Genomic DNA, 11,922 nt, shown 5'->3' on the forward strand with positions numbered 1-11,922 from the left:
GATGGCCGCGCACTCCGGAGGTTGGCAAGAATACGGAACGTACAGGCGTCCGACAACGTGCCGCACCGTCGCACCGTCTAACAGCCCCTAGCCCTGCCTAACTGGGGCAAAGGGAACGCTAGCAGATCAATTGGGCACCTCATCCCCGTACTCACCAAACCATCGGGCCAGACGACCCCGCCGGCTGACGGCCCGCAACCGCCGCTCCGCCGCGTCCCGCACCCCGGCGGTCGCCACGATCAGCAGACTGTCGCCGGTCTTCAACCGGGTGTCCGGTGCGGGCACGAAGCCCACGCCGTCGCGCAGCACCAGGGTCACCGACGCGCCCAGCGGAAGGCGCAGCTCGTCGACGTGCACGCCGGCCAGTCGTGAGCCCGGTGGCACCTCCACCTGGAGCAGGTCCGCACGCATCCGCTCCAGCGGCGCGGTCTCCACGTGGATCTCGGCGGCCTCGGCCGGCGCGGTCACCCGCAACCAGCGGGCGAACGGCCCCAGCGTCCCGGTCTGCACCAGCGTGAAGATCACCACCAGCACGAAGACCACGTCGAAGAGCCGCTCGGCTCCGGGCACCCGCTCGGAGAGCGGAATGGTGGCCAGCACGATCGGCACCGCCCCACGCAGCCCGGCCCAGGACAGGAACGCCTGTTCTCGAAGGCCGACCCGGAACGGCAACGCCGAGACGGCCACCGACAACGGCCGGGCCAGAAGCACCAGAGCCAGCCCGGCGACCACCGCGGGCAGCACCGCCGCGTCCAGCCGGCCCGGCGACGCCAGCAACCCGAGCAGCACGAACAACCCGATCTGGGCGAGCCAGGCCAGCCCGTCCGCGAAACCGAGAATCGCCTGCCGGTGCGACAGGCGGGCATTGCCCAGCAGCACCCCGGCCACATAGACGGCGAGGAAGCCCGAGGCGTGCAGAACGGCCCCCGCGGCGTACGCCAGCACGGTGATGCCGACCGCGGCGATCGGGTAGAGCCCGGCCGAGGGCAGCGCCGCCCGGCGCAGCGCCCAGGTGCCGGCGACGCCCGCGGCCACGCCCACCGCCGCGCCGACACCCAGCTCGTAGCAGACCAGCGCGACCTCGTACCACCACGGGTGCGCAAAACCCCGATGGGACAGCAGCACCACCAGCAGCACCACCGGGGCGTCGTTCATCCCCGACTCGGCCTCCAGGGTCGCCACCAGCCGGGGCGGCAACCGCAGTCGGCGCAGGGTGGCGAAGACGGCCGCCGCGTCGGTGGACGAGAGCACCGCGCCGTAGAGCAGCGCCAACCGCCAGTCCAGCCCCAGCAGCAGGTGCACGGCCACGCCAACCACCACGATGCTGACGATCACGCCGACCGTGGAGAGCGCGGAGGCCAGCCCGAGCACCGGGCGCAGCGTGGTCCACCGGGCGGTGAGGCCGCCCTCGGCGATGATCACGATCAGCGCGCAGAAGCCGAGGGTCCGGGTCAGCTCGACGTCGTCGAACCGGATGCCCAACCCGCCCTCGCCGATCGCCACGCCCAACGCCAGGTAGACCAGGAGGCTGGGCACACCGAGCCGGGTGGAGAGTCGCACCGCGCCGACAGCGACCAACAGCACGGCCGCACCGAGCAGCAGCGCGATGTCCAACCCGGGCGTCACGGCTGCCTTGCCTGGGCTGTCCTCACTCGGCGGATCCGTCGCGCAGGCGGCGCAGCACCTGGGGCAACTCCGGGCCGGGCCGATCGATCAGGAAGAGCTTGTCCCGGCTGGCCGCGCCGACACGCAGTGACACGGCGGCCGGTCGGACACCCAACGCGCCGGCCAGCGCTCGACGGGCGGCCTCGGTGGCCCGACCGTCGACGGCCGGGTCGTGGACCGCGATCACGAGGGCGGGCCCGTGCGGGCCGTCGAACCGACCACCCACCCGGTCCCGGGAGGCGCCGGGCTTCACCCGTACCGCCACGGTGAGCGTGTCCTGCGCGGGCACCGGTGCCGCTTCAGATCGGCCGGGCGTCGGCGAGGAGAGCGGTCGCCGGGGCGCAGTGCGCGCACGGGGTGAAGCCGAGTTCCACGGCCTCGGCGACCGGCAACGTCTCGGGCTGCCAGCCGATCAGGTGGGGGCAGCCGTCCAGGTGGTAACGGGGGCGGCCATCGACGACCTCGACGGCGTCTGGCAGTCGGGCCACCCGGGCCGCCTCGGCGGCCGTGATCTGCTGGGCTGCCGGCTCGTCGACCGCCGCGACCGCCGGGTCGAAAACGTCGTCCGTCGACGTCGCGATCGGCGACGCCGGGCTGACCGGCCGGGCCCGCGCGGGCGCCTCGTCCGCCGTACTCACCAACGGCGACGCGTCATCGACGTGCGGCGGGTCGACCGGTGAGGCCTCGTCGACCGGCGGCGCATGGTCGACCGGCGGCTCGGGTGGTTGCCGCCACCCGGTGCCGCCGGTACCAAACGTCGTGGGCACGTGCTGGACCGGCACCTCCGGCTCGACCAACGGCGGCCCGTACGCGACACCCGGTGTGGCCTGGCTGGCCGTGCGGGGCGCGTCGGGGTGCCGCCGGTCGGTCCGGCCGGGATCCGCCATGGCGCGGTTGGCGGCTGCCTGGCGGGCGCCCACCACCAACGCCACGGCGGCCAGCAGACTGGCCGCGATGGAGATGACCAACAAGAAGCTGGAGCCACCGGCCAGGCCGAGCACCAGTAGCACCACCGCGACGAGGATGAGCAGAAGACTTGCGACTATCACGGCTCACCCCCGCCGCGTCGAACCGTCCAGGCCGGGCCGGCGACCGTCACCATTGGCGGACAGCGATCGCCGGCCGGTGCTCAGCGTCCGGCTTCGAGGGCGCCGGAGCGCCCGCCGCCGCCGTACGAACCAGCGAGACCTGCTGCGGCCAGCCCGTTGCCGCCAGCGACCCGGCCGGCTTCGGAGCGGGTCATCTCGGCTTCGAGGCCCTGGCCACGACCGTCGAGGTCACGCAGCTGGCTCTCCAGGTACGCCTTGAGCCGGGTGCGGTACTCGCGCTCGAACTGCTTGAGCTCCTCGATGTGCTTCTGCAGTGCCGTGCGCTTGGCGTCCAGGCCGCCCATGGCCTCCTGGTGCCGCTGGCGGGCGTCCCGCTCAAGGGCGTCAGCCTTGGCGCGCGCCTCCCGGGTCACCTCCTCGGCCTTGCCGCGAGCCTCGGACAACAGCTGGTCGGCCTCGCGGCGAGCGTCGGACACGTGGTCGTCGGCGGTGCGCTGGGCCATCATCAGCACGCGCAGGGCCTGCTGCTCACCGTCACCGGTGACGCCGCCGGCCGGGCCGCCGGTCGCGCGGACCTGCTCCAGCTCGGCCTGCATCGCGCGGGCAGCCTGCTCGGCCGCCGACTTGTCGCGCTGCACCCGGTCCAGTTGGGCCTTGACATCGTTGAGCTCCGCCGCGAGTCGGGCGTCGCCGCCGGGGCCGGCGGGGGCACCGCCACGGCCGCCGCGCTCCACCTGGGCGCGCAGCTCGTTGTTCTCCTCGATGAGACGGGCGAGCTCGCGCTCGACCTCGTCAAGGAAGGCGTCGACCTCCTCCTCGTCATACCCCCGTTTGCCGATCGGCGGCTTTTTGAAGGCGACGTTGTGGACGTCGGCCGGGGTCAGCGGCATCGAAACTCCTCGGGTCAGTTGCGGCCGCGAAAGCGCGTCGGTCATCAGGCAGATGCCCTGATCGACGGCCCTAACACGAACTCCATCAGCACGAACAGGATAACCAGGAGCACAAGGGAGGCCAGGTCGATGCTCACGGTACCAATTCGCAGCGGAGGGATCACACGCCTCAACGCGTTGAGAGGGGGATCAGTGACGCTCCACACGGATTCCAATCCTGCCGATGCTCCACGCCCCGGTTGCCAGCGACGGCCGTACTGCAGGACGGCGCTCAACACGAACCGGGACAGAAGAAGGAGCAGGAAGACATAAAGGATCAGGTACAACACTTGCAGTAAGATCGACAACACGGTCAGCGACGTCCCTCGGGTCGGGCGGGATCAACTCAGACTGAAAAAGCCGCCCTCAGCGATCTTGGCTTTGTCCTCTGCGGTGACCTGGACGTTAGCCGGTGAGAGCAGGAACACCCGATTGGTCACGCGCTCGATCGTACCGCGCAGGCCGAACGCCAGTCCGGCGGCGAAGTCCACCAGACGGCGGGCATCGGCCTCATCCATCTCGGTGAGATTGATGATCACCGGGACCCCGTCGCGGAAGTGCTCACCAATGGTGCGCGCCTCCCGGTAGGTGGTGGGGTGCAGCGTGGTGATCTGGTAACGCTGCTCCTCCTCGGGCAGGGCCCGCTCGCGCGACGTGACCTGCGGCGCGAGGGCCAGGTTGTCCCGAGTGTGGTAGGTCAGCGCACCGGAGGTCTCGCCCGCCGACGACCGGGTGATCGACCGGACGCTGGACCGCTCGATCCGCTCCGGCCGCTCACCGTCACCGCGCTCGGACTCGCTCAACCGCCCGCTCGACCGCTCGGAGAGTCGACCCCGCCCGCTGTCGCGCGGCCGGGGAGCCGGCGGCTCCTCGGCGTCGTCCTCGTCGTCGTCGGTGAACTCCTCGGCGTACCGGCTCTGCCGGTAACGCGAGTCGCGGTAGCCACCCTTGTCGTAGCCACCGTCGTCGTAGGCCCGCTCGTCGTCTTCTTCGACCAGACCGAGCCAGACCCCCGCCTTGCGCAGTGCACCCATCCCGCGCCCTTCCGTCCGCCGTGCGGCACGCGCCCCCGTGCCATGTCGCCCGTCGCGAGTGGACAACCATGCCCATCGGACCGGAACGGCAATCCCCCGGCGCGCGATTCGCGTCGCGCGTCACGACCCCCGACTAGGAGACGCCCGCCCCTGAAACAACACTGATGTAATTTGCTTGTCTCGCGGTCAGGCTACCGCAGCGTGGGACGCATTCCGAGCAACGCGCTACCGACGCGGACATGTGTCGCGCCGTAACGGATCGCGATTTCGAAATCTCCGCTCATACCGGCGGACAGCGCGGTGGCTCCCGGATGGACGGCCCTGAACGCGTCGGCGATCTCCGCGAGCCGGGCGAACGCCCGCTCCGGCTCCCACCCCAGCGGAGCGACCGCCATGAGACCGACCAGACGCATCCCCGGCGCGTCGGCCACCGCCTCGGCCACCGGCTCCAGACCGGCGGCCGGATCCGCCGAGCCGGGCAGGGCTCCGCCCCGGGCCGCGTCGCCGTCGATGCTCACCTGGACCAGGGCGTCGAGCGGCTCCTGCCGGTCGGCGGTGGCGGTGGCCAACGCCCGGGCCAGCCGGACACTGTCGACGGAGTGCACCACGTCGGCGTAGCGGACCACCGAGCGGGCCTTGTTGCGCTGCAACTGGCCGATGAAGTGCCAGCGTGGACGCACCCCGGCGGCAGCCACCTCGGCGGCCTTGCCGGCTGCCTCCTGGTCGCGGTTCTCCCCCATGTCGGTCACCCCGAGCCCGGCCAGCGCCAACACGTCGCTGGCCGGGTAGGTCTTCGTCACCGCGATCATCGTGACCTCGGCGCGGTCCCGGCCGGCCTGCGCGCAGGCGTCATCGATGCGGGACCGAACCTGGGCCAGACCGCCCGCGAGTTCGGCGTGCCGATCTGGTCGTACCGTGGCTGAGCTGTCGGTCATCGGCGGTGCTCAGGACCCGTTCTTGAGGAAGTCGGGAACGTCCACGTCGTCGAAGAGCACGCGACGCGGCGACTGGGCCGGAGCCGGGTTGGTGGCCGGCGTCGGCGCCGGGGTGCTCTGCGGCGCCGGCTGGTTGGTGTTGGTCTTGCGGGTCGGCTCGGCCGCCTTGTACGCGGGCGTGCCGCCGTCGAAGCCCGCCGCGATGACAGTCACCCGCACCTCGTCACCGAGCGCGTCGTCGATGACCGCGCCGAAGATGATGTTGGCGTCCGGGTGGGCCGCGTCGGTGACCAGCTGGGCGGCGTCATTGATCTCGAACAGGCCCAGGTCGGAGCCGCCGGCGATGGAGAGCAGCACGCCGCGCGCGCCGTCCATGCTCTGCTCCAGCAGCGGGCTGGAGATGGCCGCCTCGGCCGCCTCGACCGCGCGGTTCTCGCCGCGGGCGCTGCCGATGCCCATCAACGCGCTGCCGGCGCCGCTCATCACGCTCTTGACGTCGGCGAAGTCCAGGTTGATCAGACCCGGGGTGGTGATCAGGTCGGTGATGCCCTGCACACCCGAGAGCAGCACCTGGTCGGCCGTGCGGAACGCGTCCATCATGCTGATGTTGCGGTCGCCCAGGGCCAGCAGCCGGTCGTTCGGGATGACGATCAGCGTGTCGCACTGGTTGCGGAGCTCGTCTATCCCCGTCTCGGCCTGCACCTGGCGGCGCTTGCCCTCGAAGGAGAACGGCCGGGTCACCACGCCGATGGTCAGCGCGCCGAGCTTGCGGGCGATGTTGGCCACCACGGGCGCGCCGCCGGTGCCGGTGCCGCCGCCCTCGCCGCAGGTCACGAAGACCATGTCGGCGCCCTTGAGCACCTCCTCGATCTCGTCGCGGTGGTCCTCGGCGGCGTTCTTCCCGACGTCCGGGTTGGCCCCGGCCCCCAGGCCGCGGGTCAGCTCCCGGCCGACGTCGAGCTTGACGTCGGCGTCGCTCATCAGAAGCGCCTGCGCATCGGTGTTGATCGCGATGAACTCGACGCCCTTGAGCCCAACCTCGATCATCCGGTTGACGGCGTTGACGCCGCCGCCCCCGATGCCGACGACCTTGATGACCGCCAGGTAGTTGTGCGGAGGTGTCATCTCCGGTCCTTTCCTTCGAGATTGGCTTCGGCCGACCGGTTACGGCGTGGCCAGACCAGCGGCCGACGACAGCTGTCACCAACGAGGATCAGGGGTAAACCCTAACCCTCTACTAGAGGCTTACAGTTATGTCAACCACTGAAGCTCTTCGAGGCAACGTAAGCGCCACCGCGCGATGAGCCAAGGACCCGGGCGGCGTGTCGCCGCGCGGAGCGCCACGGGTCACGTCCGCCCACGCTCACGGGTCAACGAAAGGTCACCACATCCGGCGCGCTCACGTCGATCCGGTCGGTGTCCTCGTCGAGCAGCGCGGTGGCCACCCGAGCCTTGTCCGTACCCCGGGTCGCGTCGCCCCAGACCACCGTCCGGTCGCCGCGCAACCGCAGGCTGATCCGGGCCAGCCCCGCCACGTTCACGTCCACCAGTTCCGCACGCAGCTGCGGCGTCAGCGCGACGAGCACCTCCAGCCCGGCCCGGGTGCCCGGGTCGTCGGCGGCCGGCCGAGCCACCGTCACCTGTGGTAGGTCGGCGGGGCGTCGCTCCACGGTCCGGAACGCCACCCCGCTCCCGTCGATCAGGGCGAACGCCTCGCCCTGGGGCACCACCGCCACCGCGGTCCGCTCGGTCACCCGCACCACCAGCGCACCGGGCCAGTCCCGGGAGACCGTGGCCCGCTCCACCGCCGGCAGCGCGCCGACCCGACGGGCGGCGGCGGTCAGGTCCACCCGGGCCAGCGGCACCCCGTCCGGCACCCCGACCGCGTCGTGCACCTGCACCGGAGTGACCAGGTCGGCACCCTCCACGCGCACCTCCCGCACACCGAACAGTCCGGTACCGAGCACCGTCCAGGCGACCAGCCCGGCCAGGGCGAGCACCCCGGCGGCCACCGCCCACGGCAGCGCCGCACGCATGCGGCGCTGCCGGGCACGGGCCATGAACCGGCGGGTCGAGGGCGGTACCGCGTCGCGGCCCGCCCGGACCAACTGCCACCGCCGGGCCGGACCGCGGCGCGGGGCGCCGCCGTCGGCGGCGCTGGTCCGCCCTCGGGCCGGGCCGGGACTCATCCGGCCGTGGGCGCCGAGCCGCCGGGCACGGCGCTGCCACCGAGAGCCGCGCCGTCGCCGCCGGACGTCGTCCCACCCGGCACCGGATCACCGATCGCCGGGGTGGTGGCCACCGGGTCGACGGTCGCGGTCGGTGCCGAGCCGGCCGTACGCTCACCCAGGGCGGCCAGCAGTTCGTCGCCCATCAGCGAGATCGGCGGGGCGCCCATGGTGACCACCACGTCCCCGGAGCGGGCGCGACGAGCCACCTCGACCGGGGCCTGCTCCCACGACTCCACGAAGACCTTGCGGTCGGCGGGCAGATCCACCGCCGCGATCAGCGCCGCCGACCCCTCGCCGGGCTGACGCAACTCACCCGGCCCGAAGACCTCCAGGAGCACCACCTCGTCCGCGATGGCCAGCGCCTCGGCGATCTCCGCCTGGTTGTCGCGGGTGCGATACAGCCGGTACGGCTGGAAGACGACGATCAGCCGGCCGTCCCCGGCGACCTCGCGCAACGTCTGCATCGCCAGCGTCATCGAGGTCGGGTGGTAGGCGTACTCGTCGTAGACCAGCACGCCGTCCGCGACACCCTTGCGCTCGAAGCGCCGTCGCACCCCGGGAAAGACCGCCAGCGCGGCCTCCGCCGCTTCCAACGGCAGTTCCAGCAGGTACGCGGACAGCACCGCGGCAGCGCTGTTCAGCCCCATGTGCCGCCCCGGCACCGGCAGCCGGAACTCGCCCAGCGACCGGCCGTCGATCGCGGCCAGGTAGCGCACCCCACGCGCGGAGGAGACCATCTCGGTCAACCGCAGGTCGGCGTCGGCGGCCTCGCCGTAGGTGAACACCCGCCGTCCCTCGGACCGCAGGCTCTCGGCCAACCGCCGACCGCCCGGGTCGTCGGCGCAGGTGATGATGAACCCGTCCGGGTCGGTGAGGCGGGCGAACTCCACGAACGCCGCCTCCAGCGTCGCGTAGTCGCCGTAGGTGTTCAGGTGGTCCGCCTCGACGTTCGTGATGATCGAGACGTACGGGCGGTAGATGAGGAACGAGCGGTCGCTCTCGTCCGCCTCGACCACGAAGTGCTCGCCGGTGCCGTGGTGGGCGCCCGAACCGACCTCGGAGATCTCCCCACCGATCACGAAGGACGGGTCCACACCGGCCTGCTGGAGCACCATCGTCACCATCGAGGTGGTGGTGGTCTTGCCGTGCGTGCCGGCGACTGCCACCGCCCGACGGCCGGTCATCGCGGCGGCGAGCGCCTCGGAGCGGTGCAGCACCCGCAGGCCACGCCGACGCGCCTCGACCAACTCCAGGTGGTCCTGGGGAATGGCCGACGAGTAGACGACGGTGTCCACGCCGTCGAGGTTGGTCACCTCGTGGCTGAGGTGGATGGTGCCGCCGAGCGCCCGCAGGCCGGCCAGCGACGGCCACTCCCGCAGGTCGCTGCCGGAGACCCGGATGCCACGGGTGAGCAGCAGCCGGGCCACGCCGAGCATGCCCACCCCGCCCACCCCGATCAGGTGGACAGCGCCCAGGTCCTCGGCGGTGAGCGTGCCGGCCGGGGTGAACTGCGCGGTCATCGGGCCACCGCCGCCAGCACGAAGGACCGCAGCGCCTCGTCGCCGTCGCGCCGGCCGTACGAACCGGCGGCGGCACCCATGTTGTAGAGCCGCTGTGGGTCCCGGATGAGGGGGATGACGGTGCGCTCCAGCCAGTCCGGGGTGAGCTCCGCGTCGTCGACCAGCAGCCCACCGCCGGCCTCCACCACGGGCAGCGCGTTGCGCCGCTGCTCCTGGTTGCTGTGCGGGTACGGCACGTAGATGGTGGGCAGCCCGATCGCGGCCACCTCGGCGACGGTCATCGCCCCGCCCCGGGCCAGCATCAGGTCGGCGGCGGCGTAGCCCAGCTCCATCTCGGACAGGTACGGCAGCGTCACGTACGGCACCGGCAGGTCGGTGGGGATCGGCACCGGCTCGTTGCGGGCGCCCATCACGTGCAGCACCTGCACGCCGTTGCGGGCCAGCTCCTTTGCCGCCCCGGAGACCGCCAGGTTGATCGAGCGGGCGCCGGACGAGCCGCCGGACACGAAGAGCACCGGCAGGTCCGGGCGGAGCCCGAAGTGGGCGCGGGCGGCGTTGCGCAGCGCGTACCGGTCCAGACCGGCGATGGCGCGGCGCAGCGGCACCCCGACGACTGTGGCGTCCCGCAGCGACTCGGCCTGGCTCGGCTGGTTCGGGAAGCCGACGGCCACGTTCTTGGTGAACTTCATGCCCAGCTTGTTTGCCACGCCCGGCGGCACGTTCACCTCGTGGATCACCATGGGCAGCTCACGACGCCACGCGGCCAGGTAGGCCGGCACCGAGACGTACCCGCCGAAGCCGACGACCACCTCGGCGCGCACCTCGTCGATCACCTTGCCCGCGGCGCGCGCCGCGGTCCACATCCGGCCCGGTGTGCGGACCAGGTTCATGTTGACCGACCGGGGCAGCTGGTACGCCGGGATCTGTCGCAGGTCGTAGCCCTGCGGCGGGATCAGGTCGTTCTCCATGCCCCGGGGTGTGCCGAGGCAGGTGATCCGGACGCCCGGGTCGTGTCGGCGCAGGCAGTCGGCGAAGGCGAGCAGCGGGTAGACGTGCCCCCCGGTGCCACCTCCCGCGAGCACCACCGAACGCAGCGGACCCATCAGCGTCTCCTCTCGCTCGCCGTACCCCTGCGGCTGCGGTCCTGTCGGACCCCGCGCGGCGCGGCCTGATCGTCGTGGCGCCGCTCGCGGGACCGGGGCACGGACCCTCGGCCAGCGGGCGGCGTCGCCGGTCGGCGACGCCGGCCGGGAAGCGGCGGCAACGGGGCCCAGAGTAGTCGGACCCACCGGGCCGGCGGACGGGCATGCAGTGCTCTGGCCGCATCGGGTTCGGCGCGGGCGAAGGACGCCAGCATGCCGATGCCGGCCAACGTCACCACCAGGGCACTTCCGCCGTCGGAGATGAACGGCAACGGCAGACCGGTGATCGGCAGCAGCCCCACCACCCCACCGATGTTGATCACGGCCTGGCTGACCAGCCAGGTGGTCACGGCGGTGGCGGCGAGCCGGCGGAACGGGTCGTCGACCCGCCGGGCGATCCGGAAACCGGTGTACGCGAGGACCGCGAAGAGGCTGAGCACCACGACGCACCCGATCACGCCCAACTCCTCGGCGATGATCGCGAAGATGAAGTCGTTGTGCGCCTCGGGGAGCCAGTCCCACTTCAGGCTGCCCTTGCCCAGCCCGACACCGAACCAGCCACCGTGCTCGATGGCCAGCCGCCCCTGGTAGAACTGCAGACAGCCGTCAAGTTTGCAGGTCTCCGGGTCCGGTGGATTGAAGAACATGTCCAGCCGGGCGAAGCGGTAGTTGTCCTCACCGCGCTCGCCGGAGCCGGCACCCAGCGAGGCCACCGCTACCAGCAGGCCGATCCCGACCAGCCCGGCCGCCGCCAGGGCGCCGAAGACCCGTATCCGCACCCCGGCGGCCCAGAGCAGGCCCACGATCAGGGCCAGCAGGCAGAGCATCGTGCCGGTGTCGTTGTAGCCGACCAGGACGAAGAGCAGGCCGACCACCGGGAAGAGCGGGGTGGCCAGCTCGCGCCACCACCCGAGCGCGGCGCCCTTGCGGGCGACGATGTGCGCACCCCAGAGCACCATCGCGAACTTGGCCAACTCGGAGGGCTGAAGCTGGATCCCGCCGACGAAGAGCCAGTTCAGCCGCGCCTCGATCGGGCCGATCTGCCCTGTTTTCTGGTTCGTCAGCCGGGCGTAGGCGACCAGCAGGTTGAGCACCACCAGCAGGACGACCGAGGTGAACAGCAGCGGGCGGCCCAGCGACCGGTAGGTGCTGGCCGGCAGGCGCTGGCAGACCCAGAACGCGCCGATGCCGATCACCGCGAAGATGGCCTGCTTGGTCACCGAGGCTGAGGCGTTGCCGTCCTCGGCGTAGTCCTTCACGCTGGTCGCCGAGAAGACCATGGTCAGCCCGATCAGCAGCAGCAGGCCGGAACAGGACAGCAGCAGGTAGTAGGAGGTCAGCGGCCGGTCCAGCAGGCCGCGCAGCGCGGCGAGCCCGCCCGCCGCGTCGAACCCGCGCGGCGGCGTCGCCGTTACGG

12 protein-coding genes are annotated in these 11,922 nt (G+C 72.0%); all 12 read right to left on the reverse strand.

Annotated elements, in window-relative coordinates:
• Window positions 1-126: 126 nt before the first annotated feature.
• Window positions 127-1,626, reverse strand: coding sequence for a potassium/proton antiporter (locus DLJ58_RS06760; RefSeq protein ID WP_124854351.1), 1,500 nt, complete (start codon window positions 1,624-1,626; stop codon window positions 127-129).
• A 22-nt stretch (window positions 1,627-1,648) separates the two neighbouring features.
• Entirely contained in the window at window positions 1,649-1,954 is a 306-nt protein-coding gene (locus tag DLJ58_RS06765) for a DUF167 domain-containing protein (RefSeq protein WP_124854352.1), read from the reverse strand.
• A gap of 10 nt (window positions 1,955-1,964) precedes the next feature.
• The gene (locus DLJ58_RS06770) at window positions 1,965-2,714 is read right to left on the reverse strand and encodes a hypothetical protein (RefSeq protein ID WP_124854353.1); all 750 of its coding nucleotides are present in this window, start codon (window positions 2,712-2,714) and stop codon (window positions 1,965-1,967) included.
• An 80-nt stretch (window positions 2,715-2,794) separates the two neighbouring features.
• Window positions 2,795-3,604, reverse strand: coding sequence for a DivIVA domain-containing protein (locus DLJ58_RS06775; RefSeq protein WP_124820047.1), 810 nt, complete (start codon window positions 3,602-3,604; stop codon window positions 2,795-2,797).
• Between the two features lie 44 nt (window positions 3,605-3,648).
• Window positions 3,649-3,954, reverse strand: a complete 306-nt coding sequence (locus tag DLJ58_RS06780) for a YggT family protein (RefSeq protein WP_030334503.1) — start codon at window positions 3,952-3,954, stop codon at window positions 3,649-3,651.
• A gap of 30 nt (window positions 3,955-3,984) precedes the next feature.
• The gene (locus DLJ58_RS06785; RefSeq protein ID WP_124854354.1) at window positions 3,985-4,677 is read right to left on the reverse strand and encodes a cell division protein SepF; all 693 of its coding nucleotides are present in this window, start codon (window positions 4,675-4,677) and stop codon (window positions 3,985-3,987) included.
• A gap of 191 nt (window positions 4,678-4,868) precedes the next feature.
• Entirely contained in the window at window positions 4,869-5,612 is a 744-nt protein-coding gene (locus DLJ58_RS06790; RefSeq protein WP_124854355.1) for a YggS family pyridoxal phosphate-dependent enzyme, read from the reverse strand.
• A gap of 9 nt (window positions 5,613-5,621) precedes the next feature.
• Complete coding sequence (gene ftsZ / locus DLJ58_RS06795; protein ID WP_124854356.1) at window positions 5,622-6,737, reverse strand: cell division protein FtsZ; 1,116 nt, start codon at window positions 6,735-6,737, stop codon at window positions 5,622-5,624.
• Window positions 6,738-6,982: 245 nt separating this feature from the next.
• Window positions 6,983-7,801 (reverse strand): cell division protein FtsQ/DivIB, encoded by an 819-nt coding sequence (locus tag DLJ58_RS06800; RefSeq protein ID WP_124854357.1) that lies wholly within the window; start codon window positions 7,799-7,801, stop codon window positions 6,983-6,985.
• Window positions 7,798-9,363, reverse strand: a complete 1,566-nt coding sequence (murC, locus tag DLJ58_RS06805; RefSeq protein ID WP_124854358.1) for a UDP-N-acetylmuramate--L-alanine ligase — start codon at window positions 9,361-9,363, stop codon at window positions 7,798-7,800. Before murC ends, DLJ58_RS06800 begins: the two co-directional genes overlap by 4 nt.
• A complete protein-coding gene (gene murG / locus DLJ58_RS06810; protein WP_124854359.1) occupies window positions 9,360-10,466 on the reverse strand; it encodes an undecaprenyldiphospho-muramoylpentapeptide beta-N-acetylglucosaminyltransferase in 1,107 nt (368 codons plus the stop codon). Before murG ends, murC begins: the two co-directional genes overlap by 4 nt.
• A partial coding sequence (locus DLJ58_RS06815) for an FtsW/RodA/SpoVE family cell cycle protein (RefSeq protein WP_244218821.1) occupies window positions 10,466-11,922 on the reverse strand: 1,457 nt, incomplete at its 5' end. The genes DLJ58_RS06815 and murG, both read right to left, overlap by 1 nt.

This window comes from Micromonospora arida (assembly GCF_003857035.1).
Taxonomy (GTDB): Bacteria; Actinomycetota; Actinomycetes; order Mycobacteriales; family Micromonosporaceae; genus Micromonospora; species Micromonospora arida.

Coding starts and splice junctions, on each gene's coding strand:
- DLJ58_RS06800 (WP_124854357.1), bottom strand. CDS start 7,801: ATGAGTCCCGGCCCGGCCCGAGGGCGGACCAGCGCCGCCGACGGCGGC.
- murC (WP_124854358.1), bottom strand. CDS start 9,363: ATGACCGCGCAGTTCACCCCGGCCGGCACGCTCACCGCCGAGGACCTG.
- DLJ58_RS06775 (WP_124820047.1), bottom strand. CDS start 3,604: ATGCCGCTGACCCCGGCCGACGTCCACAACGTCGCCTTCAAAAAGCCG.
- DLJ58_RS06790 (WP_124854355.1), bottom strand. CDS start 5,612: ATGACCGACAGCTCAGCCACGGTACGACCAGATCGGCACGCCGAACTC.
- ftsZ (WP_124854356.1), bottom strand. CDS start 6,737: ATGACACCTCCGCACAACTACCTGGCGGTCATCAAGGTCGTCGGCATC.
- DLJ58_RS06785 (WP_124854354.1), bottom strand. CDS start 4,677: ATGGGTGCACTGCGCAAGGCGGGGGTCTGGCTCGGTCTGGTCGAAGAA.
- murG (WP_124854359.1), bottom strand. CDS start 10,466: ATGGGTCCGCTGCGTTCGGTGGTGCTCGCGGGAGGTGGCACCGGGGGG.